The sequence below is a fragment of the Candidatus Pantoea rara genome, assembly GCF_051136265.1.
Classification (GTDB): Bacteria; Pseudomonadota; Gammaproteobacteria; order Enterobacterales; family Enterobacteriaceae; genus Pantoea; species Pantoea rara.
The window spans coordinates 2,044,876-2,060,835 of record NZ_CP194942.1; the positions used below are offsets into that span (position 1 = coordinate 2,044,876).

At 55.1% G+C, this 15,960-nt stretch carries 16 protein-coding genes; 7 read left to right on the forward strand and 9 right to left on the reverse strand.

Going from position 1 to position 15,960, the window contains the following annotated elements; all coding sequences use genetic code 11:
- The first annotated feature begins 135 nt into the window (after positions 1 to 135).
- Both ACR8BF_RS09605 and ACR8BF_RS09610 read left to right on the forward strand, forming a co-directional pair.
- Positions 136 to 1,509: a M24 family metallopeptidase gene (locus ACR8BF_RS09605; protein ID WP_313699170.1), complete on the forward strand. Its 1,374-nt coding sequence runs from the start codon at positions 136 to 138 to the stop codon at positions 1,507 to 1,509.
- A gap of 114 nt (positions 1,510 to 1,623) precedes the next feature.
- A complete protein-coding gene (locus tag ACR8BF_RS09610; protein WP_434744847.1) occupies positions 1,624 to 3,669 on the forward strand; it encodes an FUSC family protein in 2,046 nt (681 codons plus the stop codon).
- A 195-nt stretch (positions 3,670 to 3,864) separates the two neighbouring features.
- Here the strand turns inward: ACR8BF_RS09610 and ACR8BF_RS09615 are convergent, their stop codons facing one another.
- Positions 3,865 to 4,200 carry a gamma-glutamylcyclotransferase family protein gene (locus ACR8BF_RS09615; protein ID WP_434744848.1) on the reverse strand — a complete coding sequence of 112 codons (336 nt, stop codon included), beginning with the start codon at positions 4,198 to 4,200 and terminating at the stop codon, positions 3,865 to 3,867.
- Positions 4,201 to 4,845: 645 nt separating this feature from the next.
- Complete coding sequence (locus ACR8BF_RS09620; protein ID WP_434744849.1) at positions 4,846 to 5,361, reverse strand: O-acetyl-ADP-ribose deacetylase; 516 nt, start codon at positions 5,359 to 5,361, stop codon at positions 4,846 to 4,848.
- A gap of 447 nt (positions 5,362 to 5,808) precedes the next feature.
- On the opposite strand from ACR8BF_RS09620, the gene uraH reads away from it, so the two are divergent.
- Positions 5,809 to 6,231 carry a hydroxyisourate hydrolase gene (gene uraH, locus ACR8BF_RS09625; RefSeq protein ID WP_292992473.1) on the forward strand — a complete coding sequence of 141 codons (423 nt, stop codon included), beginning with the start codon at positions 5,809 to 5,811 and terminating at the stop codon, positions 6,229 to 6,231.
- 17 nt (positions 6,232 to 6,248) lie between these two features.
- On the opposite strand, the gene ACR8BF_RS09630 is transcribed toward uraH, so the two are convergent.
- Complete coding sequence (locus ACR8BF_RS09630) at positions 6,249 to 7,166, reverse strand: LysR family transcriptional regulator (RefSeq protein WP_434744850.1); 918 nt, start codon at positions 7,164 to 7,166, stop codon at positions 6,249 to 6,251.
- 152 nt (positions 7,167 to 7,318) lie between these two features.
- Between ACR8BF_RS09630 and ACR8BF_RS09635 the strand changes: the two genes are divergently transcribed.
- Both ACR8BF_RS09635 and ACR8BF_RS09640 read left to right on the forward strand, forming a co-directional pair.
- A complete protein-coding gene (locus tag ACR8BF_RS09635; RefSeq protein WP_434744851.1) occupies positions 7,319 to 8,068 on the forward strand; it encodes an SDR family oxidoreductase in 750 nt (249 codons plus the stop codon).
- A gap of 180 nt (positions 8,069 to 8,248) precedes the next feature.
- Entirely contained in the window at positions 8,249 to 9,349 is a 1,101-nt protein-coding gene (locus ACR8BF_RS09640) for an NADH:flavin oxidoreductase/NADH oxidase (RefSeq protein ID WP_292992475.1), read from the forward strand.
- A gap of 43 nt (positions 9,350 to 9,392) precedes the next feature.
- On the opposite strand, the gene ACR8BF_RS09645 is transcribed toward ACR8BF_RS09640, so the two are convergent.
- Positions 9,393 to 9,977 carry an NUDIX domain-containing protein gene (locus ACR8BF_RS09645; protein ID WP_313699157.1) on the reverse strand — a complete coding sequence of 195 codons (585 nt, stop codon included), beginning with the start codon at positions 9,975 to 9,977 and terminating at the stop codon, positions 9,393 to 9,395.
- Between the two features lie 83 nt (positions 9,978 to 10,060).
- Between ACR8BF_RS09645 and ACR8BF_RS09650 the strand changes: the two genes are divergently transcribed.
- A complete protein-coding gene (locus ACR8BF_RS09650) occupies positions 10,061 to 10,810 on the forward strand; it encodes a DeoR/GlpR family DNA-binding transcription regulator (RefSeq protein WP_434745929.1) in 750 nt (249 codons plus the stop codon).
- On the opposite strand, the gene ACR8BF_RS09655 is transcribed toward ACR8BF_RS09650, so the two are convergent.
- On the reverse strand, positions 10,803 to 11,321 hold the full coding sequence (locus ACR8BF_RS09655; RefSeq protein WP_434745930.1) for a glutamate racemase: 519 nt from the start codon (positions 11,319 to 11,321) through the stop codon (positions 10,803 to 10,805). The two genes, ACR8BF_RS09650 and ACR8BF_RS09655, sit on opposite strands and share 8 nt — an antisense overlap.
- Positions 11,322 to 11,447: 126 nt before the next feature.
- Positions 11,448 to 11,846, reverse strand: a complete 399-nt coding sequence (locus tag ACR8BF_RS09660; protein ID WP_434744852.1) for a VOC family protein — start codon at positions 11,844 to 11,846, stop codon at positions 11,448 to 11,450.
- 319 nt (positions 11,847 to 12,165) lie between these two features.
- Between ACR8BF_RS09660 and ACR8BF_RS09665 the strand changes: the two genes are divergently transcribed.
- Positions 12,166 to 13,197, forward strand: coding sequence for an NADP-dependent oxidoreductase (locus ACR8BF_RS09665; protein WP_434744853.1), 1,032 nt, complete (start codon positions 12,166 to 12,168; stop codon positions 13,195 to 13,197).
- A 41-nt stretch (positions 13,198 to 13,238) separates the two neighbouring features.
- On the opposite strand, the gene ACR8BF_RS09670 is transcribed toward ACR8BF_RS09665, so the two are convergent.
- Genes ACR8BF_RS09670 through ACR8BF_RS09680 form a run of 3 tightly spaced genes read right to left on the reverse strand, consistent with a single transcriptional unit; the run spans position 13,239 to position 15,930 of the window.
- Positions 13,239 to 14,099 (reverse strand): PfkB family carbohydrate kinase, encoded by an 861-nt coding sequence (locus ACR8BF_RS09670; RefSeq protein ID WP_434744854.1) that lies wholly within the window; start codon positions 14,097 to 14,099, stop codon positions 13,239 to 13,241.
- Between the two features lie 2 nt (positions 14,100 to 14,101).
- Complete coding sequence (locus ACR8BF_RS09675; protein WP_090961029.1) at positions 14,102 to 14,959, reverse strand: MurR/RpiR family transcriptional regulator; 858 nt, start codon at positions 14,957 to 14,959, stop codon at positions 14,102 to 14,104.
- Positions 14,959 to 15,930, reverse strand: a complete 972-nt coding sequence (locus ACR8BF_RS09680) for an ABC transporter permease (protein ID WP_434744855.1) — start codon at positions 15,928 to 15,930, stop codon at positions 14,959 to 14,961. Before ACR8BF_RS09680 ends, ACR8BF_RS09675 begins: the two co-directional genes overlap by 1 nt.
- Positions 15,931 to 15,960: the final 30 nt, after the last annotated feature.

Here is a 15,960-nt window from a genome sequence, read left to right on the forward strand (position 1 = left end):
GTTGCAAGGGATTGGCCATCTTTTGATAACACGCAACGAGTAAGTTGTGTGAGGGTGGCACCGTACAGGAGAAACATCAGGGTTACCCTGGAAACGGAAAATATCACACCCTCAATCTGGCCACTGGAGTACGTTATGGATGCCAATCGCTATGCCCTGGAATTGATCCCGCCGCCGCCGGTGTTTTCGGGTGTCGCCAGCCCGGTGATGTCTGATGAAACGCTGCATCGTCGTCTGGCCGCGATTATTCAACGGATGCAGCAGCAGCAGATTGCGCAGCTGATTATTTATGCCGACAAAGAGCATGGCAGCAATTTTGAATATCTGGCGGGATTTATTCCGCGCTTCGAGGAGGCGTTGCTGGTGGTGAATCAGCAGGGCGAGCTTACCTATATCATGGGTAATGAGAACCTCAAGCTGGTGCCTTTTGCACGCAATCCCGGTCACTGTCTGCATGCGCCGGTCTTTTCTCTGCCTAATCAGCCCATGCACGGGGAGCAGCCGCTGGAGCAGCTGTTAACCGAGGCCGGGATTGTCGCGGGAGAACGTACCGGGCTGGTGGGCTGGAAATTGCTTACTGGCAGACTATTCGATCTGCCGCATTTCATCTGTGAAGCAGCGGCTCAGGCGGCGGGTGGCGACGCGCAGCTGGTAAACGCGACCGGACTGTTTATTTCACCCGACAACGGGGCGCGCTGCGTAAACTGCGCCGATGAAGTGGCGTTTTATGAAGCTGGCGCTAATCTTGCGTCAACCGCAATGCTGGCTGCGCTGGATAGCGTTGAGCCGGGCGTCACGGAGAAGGCATTAGGGGCAAAGCTGAACGCAGAAGGGCAGCCAGACACGGTAGTTACCATTGCTGCGACCGGCGATCGTTTCGCGCATGCCCGGCTTTATCCCTCTGATAAACGGATTGCAGAAGGCGACAAACTTTCGCTGACCACCGGCTATAAAGGCGGGCTGACCAGCCGTACTGCGTATGTCGTCAGTAGCGCCTCCGGGTTACAGTGTCACGTTTCTGACTGGTTAACCCGGCTGGCGATCCCCTACTATCATGCGGTTGTCAGTTGGCTTGAGCAGTTGCGCATCGGGATTACTGGCGGTGAACTCTATTCGCTTATCGAAACGGTCCTGCCCAAAACGCAGTACGGCTGGCATCTTAATCCGGGGCATCTGGTGGCTGACGAAGAGTGGCTGAGTTCGCCCATTTATCCCGATTCACCCATTACACTGAAGAGCGGTATGCTGCTGCAGATCGATATCATTCCGTCGGTGCAAGGTTATGGTGGCTGCAGTATCGAGGATACGGTCGGGCTGGCCGATACAGCCTTGCGTCATGCGCTGGCGCGCACTTATCCGGAGGTCTGGCAGCGTATGACGCAGCGCAAAGCGTACCTGACAGAGGTGCTGAAGATCCGGTTGCCGGATGAGGTGATTTTGCTCTCTAACACGGTAGGGTATCTGCGCCCTTTTTTACTGGATAAGCGCCGTGCGCTGGTACGCCAGTAAAGGATTAACCGGCCGGATTCGGCCGGTAATAATTTGTAAAATTTAACTGAGAGTAAAACGCAGGCGCATCTGTCAGGATACGCGCCTCAGAAAGTTCCTGGTTGCTCTCATCAGATGAAATGGTTTACCAAAAACGCGGTTTTGTTTGCCTGCAAAACCTCTCTTGCCGCGTTTATCGCACTCTCTGTGGCGCTCATTCTTAACTTCGAAAAACCCGCCTGGGCGCTGACCACCGTGTTTGTCACTTCGCAACTCTATGCGGCATCAACCGTCTCGAAATCGTTGTTTCGGTTGTTGGGCACGCTGCTGGGCGGCATCTTTATTCTGCTCATCTATCCTGAAACCGTGCAGTCGCCGGTACTGTTTAGCCTCTGTGTGTCGCTGTGGGTGACGGTTTGCCTTTATCTTTCTCTGCATGACCGCACGCCGAAGAGTTATATCTTTATGCTGGCCGGCTACAGCGCGGCGATTATGGGCTTTCCTGATGTGGATACGCCATCGGCGATTATCAATACGGTCATTTCACGTATTGAGGAGATTACGCTGGGCATCCTGTGCAGCACGCTGGTTCACCGGCTGGTGTTTCCGGTGTCGATGCATCATCTGCTGGGGCAGAGCGTCAATCTCTGGTTTCAGAACGCGCGCAAACTCTGCGATGAACTGATCAGCGGGATGGCCAGGAACAAATCGCTGGAGCGGGAAGATATCCTGATCCAGATGGCGGGCTATCCGCTGAATGTTGAAACGTTGCTGACGCACTGTGTCTATGAGGGCGAAGCGGCGCGTAATGTCATCCGTCTGGTCAGCGTGCAGTATCAGCATCTGACCTATCTGCTGCCGACTCTGACCGCGATTGAGTCACGGCTGGGCGTGCTGGCGGAACTGAACATTCGTTTTCCGCTGTGCGTCACCGACGTGTTTCAGGAATTTCTGTTGTGGCTGCATCACGACCGCATTAATGATATCGCCGGGCTGCGAGAGGCGATTGCCGTCAGTCAGGCGACGCTGGAAGAGCAATGGCGTGCAGGGCAGCTGGCAACTGAAGAGAGTCTGCTGCTGATTGGTCTGCTGGAGCGAATGGCTAACTTTGTGCGTATTGCCGATGCCTATGAGAATGTCAGCGCGCGCGCCGGGGATCTTTACAGCCACGGGGATGGGGCGGCGATCCGCACTATCCGGGAACATCGTCATATTGATAAAGGTCTGCTGAGACTGTCCGCGCTGACCGCTTTTCTGGCGACCTTTCTTTCCAGCCTGTTCTGGATTGGCAGCGGCTGGGCTGACGGCGCTAATGCGCCTTTGATGGCGGCGATCATCAGCTCATTTTTTGCCAGTGTTGATTCCCCGGTGGCGCCGATGAAGTTGTTCGTGAAAGGGGTGGCGATTGCGCTGGTGGTCAGTCTGTTCTACATCGCTTTCCTGATCCCACAGGCGAATACCTTACAGGCGCTGATGATCTGCCTGCTGCCTGGTCTGATGCTGCTCAGTCTGGTGATCGCCAATCCGGCGACCAATCTGATTGGGCTGAGTGTCGCCATTCAGATCCCGGGTTTTATCGGCTTAAGCCATCACTTTGTGCCGAACCTGATCGTCACCCTGAATGCGGCCATCTCGTCGATGGTGGGGATTATGTTTGCCGTGGTACTGACAGCACTGATCCGCAACAAGCGACCGTCATGGATTGCCAGAAGAGCAGTACAGCGTGGGCTGCGCGACCTGTTAGGGTTTGTCAAAATGGTGGAGCGCAACTCCGCTACGTTGTTGTCACGTCAGCAATTTATTGCCCGCATGCTCGACCGGGTGAACATTATTCTGCCGCGTAAACGGCTCGATCCGGTGCCGGATATCGTGGTGGGAGGGTATCTGATTACGGAAACCTGGCTGGGTGCTAACTGTTACGACTTCTATGCACGCTATCGCGACGTGCTGGAGAGTCACCGGATTGATAGCGGGCAGATGTTTCACGAGCTGGCGCTCTATCTGAAGCGCAAGATGAAGTCGCTGCAGTTAGCGCCGCATCAGGATCTGCTGGAAGAGCTGGATCTGTTGCTGCTGCGGCTGGAGCCGATTGCCCGACAGGAAAGTGCCGCTGTCGCACCTTTAATCCATCTGTTCAATATCAGGGTGTCACTGTTTCCGCATCAGCGCTGGCCGGAGTAAAGGTGCAAAGGGGGAGCTGGTGGCGCTAACAGAGCATGGGCGTTAAAAGAAGGTGTTTTAGTTACATCATACATTATGCTTTTCTTTAAAATAATGTCGGGCATCGTGCCCATTTATCGGGTCTGGTAATGAAAGTGGCGGCTGACGTCAGCAAAAAGAGCAGGGCGCGCGTAACAGGATGCAGCCTGAATATTTTCAGCTGTTTACCGGTGACTGAAGCTGATAAATCCACGCGGTGTAATGCTGATTCTCCCCGACATAAACGCGAACTTCGACGCGATCATAACCATCCTCAAACGCGTCCAGCATTGGCCAGTGAGCGTCCAGCTGATCGGAGACAAACAGATATCCCGGCACTTTGGGGCCATGTTCATCCAGAATGATGCCAGGAAAATCGGCCGCCGCGCCCCAGCCACGCTCATAGAAAGTGCCATTCACCGAGCCTGCCAGCCATTCTCCGCCAATGTTTTCCAGAATATGGGCATTCTCGCGGCCCGGGCAGAGCGTGCCGTAGACAAACAAACGTTTCATTTTCTCTCATCATGGAATCCGTCGAAGCCAGCAACTTTAACGTGCCTGTAATCTGATGTCATGTGGCTGTGCGGATTTTCTGGAATGGAGGGATAAGCGGGCCAGGAACATGGGTCGACATGACGCGCTGTGACAAATCCTGCGGTCAAAGGGCCACGCAGGCATCTCAGAATTCACGTAGCGTTGCCATTTTGGTTGAGCATTGGAACCTCAGTGAAACCGGAGATTCCTGATGAAATGGACAGTGCGGTATTTTCGTTATCCAATCTGATTGCGTGACGATGAGCTGCAGGATGACAATCAGCACAGTACAAAGTCATGAGAACAGTGCGCTCAGCCTGGAAAGGTTCCTGACAACAACGAACACCCAAAAATGAAAGCGCGGAACTGGCTGTGAAAGGAAGGCGGATAGCAGTCTGCGAAAATTGCGCAGTCTGACGGGTGTGATAAGCTGAGCAACACAATCAGAATCCGGGAATTCAGCGATGTACGGGCATCATAATCAGAGTACGTTTCAAAGGTCGTATAATGTATATTATGTTAAATAAGGAATGTGTTTTCATTATCTCCGCTTTCAGCCCGCTTTTCCTCTGACAAACCTGGGTGCTCTGACTGATAAACGCCTCCCCTTACCTGTGCAAATCGTCAGGCCAGTAACTTAAGATACAGATCATAATTTTCCGCATCAAAACAGACTAAGTTAACCTTCTCAATTGTGCGGTTCTCATCCAGACTGTGCTTAATGACTTCTAAGGCAATCGCTGCGGCGCGTTCTTTAGGGAAACCATAAATCCCTGTGCTGATGTTGGGAAACGAGACCGTTTTGATGCCGTGGTGTCCGACGAGTTTAAAACAGCTCAGGTAGGCACTTTTTAACAGTGTATCTTCATTATGTCGTCCATCGCTCCAGCGCGGACCAACCGTATGGATGACATAATCCGCTGGCAAATTCCCTGCGCCGGTAATCACGGCTTCACCGACTTTGCATCCACCCTGACGATTGCGGATTGCCTGGCACTCAACCAGAATCACTGGCCCGCCAGCGCGATGGATTGCCCCATCCACGCCACCGCCACCCAGTAACGAAGAATTGGCTGCATTAACAATCGCTTCTGTAGCTATTCTGGTAATATCGCCCTGAATTACGTTTATTTTGTTCATCTGACCCCACATGTTTTACTCTGGTGATGAGCACGAATTTGCTGATCCTGTGCTTCGTTGCTGTCATAAGACAAGTTTTAAGATGAATTCAAATATAGCCTTAATCTGATGTCCGGTGTGCCGGCTTTGATGGGCTGCCTGCCTCAGAGCCTTATTGATCGCATCAATTCCATTGCACCTGTCATATAAAACCGATTTAAGCCTGTCGCCGCCCTGCTTTTTGCTACTAAGTTTAAAGAAAATTTAACCTGCCGATTTTTTCCTGCTGAGTGATTGCTGCACCGGTGCCTGACTCTGGATTAATAGAGCAAATGTATGATGTAACTAAAGACAGCTCGCTTTCTCGGAAATTTCACATTTCCGGCCACTAATTACCTCTTTGGCTTCATGCGCTTTACTCTCTGTGCACTGTCACCCGACTTCAGACAATCAATAAAGGAAACGTTGATGAAAACTTCATATGCTTTGATCGCAACATTACTCATGACCTCTGGCGCATCCGCCATCGCAGCCCAGCCTGCTGCGGCTAAAAACCCGCTGAGCGTGCACGTTCTTAATCTGCAAACCGGTCAGCCTACGGCAGGCATTGAGGTTGAACTGGATCAAAAGCAGCAGGATAACTGGGTGAAACTGGCGTCAGGCGTTACCGACAATAACGGTCGCATCAGCGCCCTGTTCCCGCAGGATAAAACCGCCAGCACAGGCAGTTACCGCGTCGTGTTTAAAACCGGTGACTTCTATAAAAAGACCAACCAGAAAACCTTCTTCCCGGAGATCCCTGTTGAATTCAACATGGAAGCCAGCGGTGAGCACTACCATATCCCCTTACTGCTGAGCCCGTTTGGTTACTCAACCTATCGCGGCAACTAATCTGCCCGGTCCGGCACTCAGGTGCCGGATTCCCCCGCTACCCGCGCCGGAAAGCACTCCACCAGCCAGTCAATAAACACCCGTAGCCGTTGTGTCACGTGCCGGTTTTGCGGATACACCACATGAAACGGATAACCCGCAGGACGCCAGTCTCGCAGGATCTCTACCATTTCGCCCTGCCGCAGAATCGACGACAGCGAATAACTGAACGTCTGAATAATCCCCAGCCCGGCCAGTCCCGCCGCCAGATGTGCATTACTTTCATTTACGCCAATGCGATGCGCGCTGGTAATCTCAATTTTCTCGCCCTGACGTTCAAATCGTAACGGAAATGGCTTGCCGGTTTGCGGCGAAAGATAACTCACCAGTCGGTGCCCATTGCGGAGTTCATCCGGATAAGCAGGAACGCCAAATGCTTTCAGATAAGCGGGTGTCGCGCAGGTAATCAGTGTGGCGTGCCCAATCAGACGGGCAATCAGCGAGGAGTCGCCCAGCGGGCCACCCCGGATTACACAATCAATGTTATCGCTAATCAGGTTGGCCGGACGATCGGAGACGCCAAGGTCGAGCGTAATGTCCGGATAGCGGGCAAAGAAATCGGGCAGCAACGGAATGAGAATATCACGTGCGGTAGACCCGCCGATATCTACGCGCAACAGCCCGCGCGGCTTACTGCGCCGTGCATTAAAACAGGCATCAATATCCTCAAGATTGTGCAGAACACGCAGCGCCTTCTCATAGTATTCCTGCCCTTCCGCAGTGACGGTCACACGCCGGGTGGTGCGCTGAAGTAGCCGAACGGAGAGATGCGCTTCCAGCTCCTGAACCAGTTTGCTCAGCGTCGCTTTCGGCATGTTCAGCGAATCCGCCGCACGGGTAAAACTGCCGCTTTCTACTACCCGTGAAAAAGCTTTAATCGCCAGCAACTGATCCATTCCTTTCCCCTATTATCCACCCACATGGATAGTCATTTTCATTTTAGCGGATTTATCCGTCAATCCTCCGATCTTACAGTAGCCATCAATCCGGCAGCCAGGCTGACCGGGAAAAGCTAAATCTGTCAAAGAGACCATTCGGAGAAGAGCATATGAACGCATCACTCGCAGGAAAAATTGCATTGGTTACAGGCGGAACAAGCGGCATTGGCCTGGCCACCGCACGGGAACTGGCGGCACAGGGTGCGCAGGTTTTTATCACCGGCCGACGCCAGGCGGAGCTGGATGCCGCCGTCGCTGACATCGGCGGATCCGTCAGCGGCATCCGGGCTGACGCCTCACAACTGCACGATCTCGACGACGTTTACTCCCGCATCGCGGCGCAGGCCGGACGGCTGGATATTCTGTTCGCCAACGCCGGAGGCGGCGACATGCTGCCACTGGGCGCGATTACTGAAGAGCACGTTGACCGGATCTTTGGCACCAACGTGCGCGGCGTGCTTTTTACTGTCCAGAAAGCCCTGCCTCTGCTGGTTGATGGTGCGTCGGTGATCCTGACTGGTTCAACCGCAGGGACACAGGGTACAGAAGCGTTTAGTGTCTACAGCGCCAGTAAAGCGGCGGTGCGTAACTTTGCCCGTTCGTGGGCGCTGGATCTGAAAGGTCGCGGCATCCGGGTTAATGTCGTCAGTCCAGGTCCGGTCCGCACGCCAGGACTGGGCGACCTGGTAAGTGAAGATCAGCGTCAGGGCTTGTTTGATGCGCTGGCCGCACAGATACCGCTTGGCCGCCTGGGTGAACCGCAGGAGGTTGCCCGAACTGTGGCATTTCTCGCATCTGATGCTGCCAGCTTTATCAATGCGACAGAACTGTTTGTTGATGGCGGAATGGCGCAGGTCTGAGTGCGGATAACAGACCCGGTTTTAACGGCAGCGGGGTCTTCACCTCGCTGTCTTAGCGCAGCGGTTTACTCGGTTAAGCCCAGCCGCATTCACAAAAAGTCACGTTGCAGTCATCCCGCCTGGTAAATCCCCCGCTATAGTTATTGCCTGTCCCGTCCGTCATAACACCATGGAGATAATATGAGCCAACTTTTTTCCACTGTCTCGCTGGGCGAACTTACGCTGGATAACCGCATTGTGATTGCGCCGATGTGCCAGTACTCCGCTGAAGCAGGCAATGCGACCGCCTGGCACCGAATCCATCTTGGCCAGCTGGCCTTTTCCGGCGCTGGCCTGATGATTATTGAAGCCACTGCCGTCGAGGACATCGGCCGTATCTCTCCCGGCGACCTCGGGTTATGGAATGATGATAATGAAGCCGCGCTGAAAACGGTTCTGGACGATGTGCGCCGCTATTCCTCCATTCCGATCGGTATGCAGCTGGGCCATGCGGGACGCAAAGCGTCGTGTGCCGTTCCCTGGGAAGGCGGTAAGCAGATTGCGCCTGATGCCGGTGGCTGGCAAACCGTGGGCCCGTCAGCAATAAGTTACAGCGAGGGTGAAGTTAAACCGCTGGCCATGAGTATTGACGATCTGCAGCGAGTGAAACAGGCCTTTGTCGATAGCGCCCGTCGCGCGGTGCGCCTGGGTATTGAGCTGATTGAGGTGCATGCCGCGCACGGCTATCTGCTGCATCAGTTCCTTTCGCCGCTGTCGAATCAGCGCAGTGATGAGTATGGCGGTTCGCTGGAAAACCGACTGCGCTTCCCGCTTGAAGTCTTCAAAGCTGTTCGTGAAGCCGTACCCGCTACCGTGCCGGTTGGCGTGCGCATTTCCGCGACTGACTGGGTCGAAGGCGGCTGGGAAATTAAACAGTCAATTGCCTTCTCCCGTGAGCTGGAAGCGCTGAACTGCGCCTATATTCACGTCTCAAGCGGTGGCCTGTCAGAAAAACAGAAAATTAGCGTTGGTCCGAATTATCAGGTGCCGTTCGCACGCGATATTCGTGAGCAGGTGTCAATTCCGGTCATTGCAGTTGGCCTGATAACTGAACCCCAGCAGGCAGAAGATCTTCTGCAACAAGGCGAAGCTGACCTGGTGGCGCTGGCGCGCGGCATTCTCTATGACCCACGCTGGCCATGGCACGCTGCGGCCGCTCTGGACGGCAAAGTGCAGGTTCCGCCGCAGTATCTGCGTTCTGAACCGCACGATGTAAAAGGTATCCTGACGCAGGATCAGTAAATGTTTACGGGCAGACCACCTTAGTGGCGGTCTGCCCGCTCTCTTATAAAATACCTTTCAGGCGCAGATGCTGGAGCAGCATGATGGTTTTGGCATCCACAATCTCACCCTGATCAATCGCCTGTAGTGCCTGGTCGAAAACGATCTCCAGCACCTCGATATCCTCACCCTCCTCTGCTATTCCGCCGCCTTCCCCGCTGCGCTGCTGGTCGCCATATTCAGCAATGAAGAAGTAGAGTTTCTCAGTCACCGAACCCGGGCTCATAAAGGCTTCAAACACCTTCTCCACCCGGCTGACGCGAAAACCCGTCTCCTCTTCCGCTTCGGCAACAATACGCGCTTCCGGCGAGGCGTTATCCAGCAGACCGGCGGCCGCTTCAATCAGAAAGCCATCATGCCCGTTCAGGAAAACCGGAAAGCGAAACTGCCGGGTCAGCACGACCGTGCGTTTATCACGGTTATAGAGCAGGATCACCGCGCCGTTACCCCGGTCATAGGCTTCCCGATTCTGATCCTGCCAGCGACCATCACGGCGCAGCAGCGAGAAAGTGTATTTCTTCAGGGTATACCAGTTATCTGACAGCAACTGCTCGTTGATGATGCGTACGCGGGGATGGTTCTGTTGCATGATGCGCTCCGGGATAAGTAGACAGCCTTCACGCTATCATGCACAATCGTGCAACTTCAAGAAAAAACATGCAGATCAGAATCATGCTATCCAGCCAACGAAAACAGAAAATACTCGCCCTGCTCGCCCAGGAAAAACAGGTGCAGTCGCGCGACCTGAGCCAGCGCTTTGGGCTATCTGAAGACTCTATTCGCCGTGACCTGCGTGAACTGGCGGCCGAAGGATTGTTACAACGGGTGCATGGCGGCGCACTGCCGGTTTCCGCTGCGCTGGGCACGTTTGAAACACGCAAAAGCGTGCAGACGGCGTCTAAACAGATTATCGCGCAGAAAGCAGTTTCGCTGATCCAGCCGGGACAGATTGTGCTAATCGACGGCGGGACCACCAGCGCGGAACTGGTGCGACGGTTACCTGCGACGCTAAACTTTACCGCCATCACGCACAGTCCCAGCGTGGCGCTGGCGTTAGCCGATCATCCACGGGTAGAGATCATCCTGATTGGCGGGCAGCTCTATAAGCATTCCGTGGTCACGGTGGGTGCAGCAATGCTGGAGTCGATCAACCGCATCAACGCCGATCTCTTTTTTATGGGCGTCACCGGTGTGCATCCGGCTGCAGGGCTGACCACCGGGAATTTTGAAGAGGCGACGGTGAAGCGAGCGCTGGCAGGACGCGCAGCAGAAACCGTGGTGCTGGCGTCCGCCGAAAAGCTGAATTCGGCGTCGGCGTTTGCTATTGGCGATCTGTCGCTGGCGAGTACGCTGGTCGTCGAAACACAGCCGGACGAGGCGCTGCAACAGGCGCTCAGCCAGCATAGTGTGACGATCATCTGAGATCGTAGCAGGCCTGCAGCGCAAGATGCGGGCCGGTCAGTGGTCGCTGTGTCTCGGGAAACTGCTGTGCAGCGGGCGTCATTGAGCTTTGCGCCATGGCTACGGCAACGGCTCCCTGCTGATAAGCCTGCTCTGCCGCAGCCGCAATCAACGCAAAATAGCGCGTTGTGTCCCCGGCTTTAAATGCCGCCCAGGCACCCTCCACCAGCGCGACCTCTACCTGGCTATCGGGCTGACAGAACAGTGCCCGCGTCGCCGCCAGCGTTGATTCTGCCGCGCAGAGCGCCACTGTCGGACCCGACTGACGCTGCAGCGCCTTCGCTAACATCCCATCGGTGCGCATAACCCGATCCTGCACGGAGAAATCATCGGCAACCGGCCCCAGCGTTGAGCAGGTGATCAATACGGCATCAAACTGCGGCAGCAGCGCGTTAATCAGGTTTGCGATACGGCAGCGTAACTCCGCCGTCATCCCGCCGCTGCGTTCCGCCTCTGCCAGCAGCGCAGGCATCACCAGATGATTTAATGGCGGATTGTCACGCGACAATGCGCTGGCGGCATTATCAAATATCGCAATATTACTGGCGGCGGTATGGAAGCAAAGAATATTCAGGATAAGCTCCGGTTTTTCAGAAGGTCAGCGTGCAGGTGGCCATGAGGCACGCTGGATAACGACACGATAACCATCCCTGTCGATAAATGTCACGCCCCGTTGATCCCAGTAGGGATTAAATGATGGCACGCGCCGGAATCCTGCCTCTTTCATGCAGGCACATCGGGCCAGCCAGTCAGGCTGTTGTGGAATGTAGAGCACCAGCAGATCGTCATCGGTTGTTGATGGCCGGATGGGATGGGTAGGACAGAGCGTGAATTCAAGATGCCAGCCCAGCCCTTCAGCCCCCAGCATCACACCACTAAACCCCTGATGGTCAGTAAAGTTACCCATTTCTCGCAACCCCGGCCCCTGGCAATAGATCTGACTGCTTTGCGTCAGGTCAGTCACCGGTCGGGCAATACGCAGATGCTGAATAGTCATGGTTCTCTCCCTGATGAGTGCACTGATATTTATCACAATGTTCAGAGCTTCCTGTGACGCTGGATGCGTAACCACTTCCCTGGCACTTCCATCAAAGCGCCGTTTTTTGCAAGAAGATGTGAATATCCTTCAGCGTAGTCCGGGGCCGGAAATCGCCCTGCAGTCGGCGTGCCGCTGCGGTTAGCATGCAGTTCCGGTTATCTGATAAGTCATCTTACCGCTCAGAGCGCTAAATGCGTTCCCGCTGCAGTCATCTACACTTTCCCGGTATTCATACGGTAATGCCCTGTGCATTGCCCGGCTATAAAAGGAAGACAATATGACTGAACAAGCAACCCAGAACCACGCCTGGTTACTGGCTTCACGCCCACACGGTGAGCCGACCAAAGAGAATTTCCGTCATGTGGCTCAGCCCGTCCCGGAAATCAAAGAGGGTGAAGTGCTGCTGAAGACTATCTACCTCTCGCTTGACCCCTACATGCGTGGCCGGATGGACGAGGGTAAATCCTACGCCGCGCCAGCAGAGCTGGATCAGCCAATGGTGGGCGGCACCGTCTGTCAGGTCGCCGAATCGAAAAACAGTGACTTTAATACCGGTGACTGGGTGCTGGCGCAGAGTGGCTGGCAGGAATATGCCGTCTCCGATGGCAAAGAGATTGCGAAGCTGGGCAACGATCTGCCCCATCCCGCATGGGCGCTGGGTATTCTCGGTATGCCAGGCTTTACTGCCTACATGGGTCTGATGGATATCGGTCAGCCAAAAGCGGGTGAAACGCTGGTCGTTGCCGCCGCAACCGGTCCGGTGGGCGCAACGGTCGGCCAGTTGGGTAAACAAAAAGGCTGCCGTGTCGTGGGTGTGGCGGGCGGTGAAGAGAAGTGCCGTTATGCGGTCGATACGCTGGGCTTTGATGCCTGCCTTGATCACCACAGCGCCGACTTTGAAGAGCAGCTGAAAAACGCCTGCCCGGATGGCATCGATATCTACTTCGAAAACGTCGGTGGCAAAGTGTTCGATGCCGTGTTCCCGCTGCTTAACACCGCAGCGCGCGTGCCGGTCTGTGGTCTGGTCTCGGCTTACAGCCAGCGTGAACTGCCTCAAGGCCCGGACAGAACCTCGCTGATCATGGCGGGAATTCTGAAACGCCGTATTCGTATGCAGGGCTTTATCATCTTCCAGGATTATGGTGACCGTTACCCTGAGTTCCTGGAGGCGATGCGTCCGCTGGTGGAGAATAAAAAAATCCACTATCGCGAGCACATGATTGAAGGATTAGAGAACGCGCCACAGGCGTTTATCGATATGCTGAATGGCAAGAACTTCGGAAAAACCGTAGTGAACGTCGGCGCATAATTGCGTTAGCGTGCCGCGTCACTGACGTGGCACGCCATTAATCAGTGCCGCTGCCGGGAAACGTGTTCGGCAGCCGCACAGTTAGCGTCACTGACCGCTTCTCCCAGCGTTGCGCCGACGCTCAGGCGCTGACACAACACCCCGACAAAACAATCTCCGGCACCGTGCGTGCTGACCAGTTTTACTTTCTGCGCCGCCAGCGTATGGGTTTGTCCCGCCTCGCTGTAAGCCACGCCGTATTCACCCGCTGTCACCACCACTCGGGCAAAGCGTCCCGCCAGCGATTCCGCGGCTGTGCGCGCTGAGTTCAGATCCTGCACGTTAATCCCGCACATATCACGGGCCTCGATGGCGTTCACCACCAGCAGATCGATACAGCCCTCAAACGCCGCCGACAATGCGCGGGCGGGCGCGGCATTAACACAGACCGTAATCCCCCGCTGATGTGCCGCCTGGGCCGCAAAGAGATTGACCGCTTCAGGAACTTCATTTTGCAGCACCAGCAGAGAGACATCCTGCCAGAAGCCGGGCTGTTCAAAGGTCGCCAGCGGGATCTGCTGATTGGCATTGGAGACCACGACCGCACCGTAATCCCCTTCGGCATCGGTAATCGCCACGCTCATTCCGGAGGGAAGCTCATCGATCACGCTCACCTGCGTGCAATCGACACCGGCCTGCTGCAGATGATCCAGCAGAAATTGCCCCTGCTGATCGCGACCCACCGAACCGGCAAAGCGCACCGCTGCGCCCGCACGGGCCGCCGCTACCGCCTGATTACCGCCCTTTCCGCCAAACTTATAGTGACAGGCGCTGCCCATCACCGTTTCGCCTTTCTCCGGACGATGATGCGCGTCCAGCATAATGTCGTAATGAAGACTGCCGGTGACTGCAATTTTGCTCATAACTAGAATTCCCGCAGATCCTGAACCGCATGCTGGGTTTTCATCAGGTTTTTCTCCGCCCGCTTCAGATCTTTCTTTGCGATAGCGACAAACAGCGCATCCAGAATATTGAGCTGGGCGATGCGTGACGCGGCGTTTTCACCCAGCAGATGCGATCCCTGAGAGGTTGAATTGAGGACCACATGCGCACTCTGCGCGATCGGGGATTCAGCGTAGTTGGTAATGGCGATCACCTTCGCGCCATTCTTCCCCGCCAGTTTGACCGGATCGTTCACCGCACGTGTCGCACCCGAATGGCTGATGGCGATAACCACATCGTCATCAGATAACACGGCGGCTGACATCAGCATGATGTGGGCGTCGTCATAGGCGGTCGACTTGATGCCAATCTTCAGCATCTTGTGCGACAGGTCCCGTGCCACGGCGGCAGAACCGCCCACGGCATAGAGATCGATATGACGCGCTTTAAAGATGATGTCCGCCGCACGATTAAATTCAGAGACATCCAGAATCGATAAAGTCTCTTCAATTGCCTGGATAGAGGTTCTGAACACTTTGGCCAGCAACTGCTCCGACGAATCATCCGGCTCAATTTCCGCATGCAGTCCCGCCACTTCAGACTGGTTGTAATAGATCAGGCCACTTCTGAAATGCCTGAAGCCAGTGAAGTTAAGTTTTTTAGTAATCTTAACGATCATCGCTTCAGAGACATTATTCTCCTGCGCAATCTCCTTGAGAGAGGACTGCTCGGTAATGTCGGTTCGGGCAATGATTGCCTCCGCCACACGTCGTTCTAACGGCGTCAGCTGGGGCAAACGCATACGAATCTGAGCGCCAATGGCTCGCGGATCTTGCTTCATTACTTGCCTCGGGTCGCCCGGTCAATCAACATCGCTATGATAATAATAAGGCCGGTAGCGAGCAATTGGTAAAAGGCCTGAATGTTCAGTAAGGTCAAGCCATTACGTAGCACTCCGAGGATCACCACGCCAATCAGCGTGCCGAAGATACTGCCCTTGCCGCCCATCAGTGATGCACCACCAATGGCCGCCGCCGCAATAGCGTCCAGTTCCCACAGGTTGCCGATTGTCGGCTCAGCAGCACCCAGACGACCAATCAGAATCAGCGAGGCCAGTGAGGCCAGCAGACCGGAGAAGATGTAAACCGTGACCTTGGTGCGCTTCACCGGCACACCGGCGACCCGCGCCGCCTCTTCATTACCGCCAATCGCCAGAATATATTCCCCCAGCGGGGTCTTATTCATCACCGTCCAGAGCACCAGCGCAATCACCGCGACAATCACAATCGGCGTCGGAATACCCAACAGCATGCTGTTAATCAGCGTGCGGAACTCCAGCGGAATACCGAAGACCGGATTGCCGCCGGTATAGATCAGCGCGATGGCCCGGAACAGCGACAGGCCGCCCAGCGTAACGATAAACGGCTGCAGCCCGGCATAGGCGATCAGTGAACCGCTGAACAGCCCGCACATCGCGCCCACACCCAGCGTCGCGAGGATCGCCAGCGGTACCGGCACACCCGAGGTCATCAGCGTGGCACCCAGCACCGCGGAGAGCGCTGCGGTGGGACCGACCGAGAGGTCAATCCCGCCGGAGATAATCACCAGCGTCATGCCCAGGGCAATCAGGGCGTTGATCGAAGACTGCTGCAGAATATTCAGCAGATTGGGCACCGTGAAAAACACCGGCGACAGAAACGAAAATGTCACCACGATAATCAGTAAGCCAATTAAGGTACCGGCATCGCGTACGTTAAATTTAAGCCGCAACGCGGGTCGGGTACCCGGCCCGGTAGATGTCTCAGTCGTCATAGTTATAACCTTAAATAGTGTCAGGTAAGC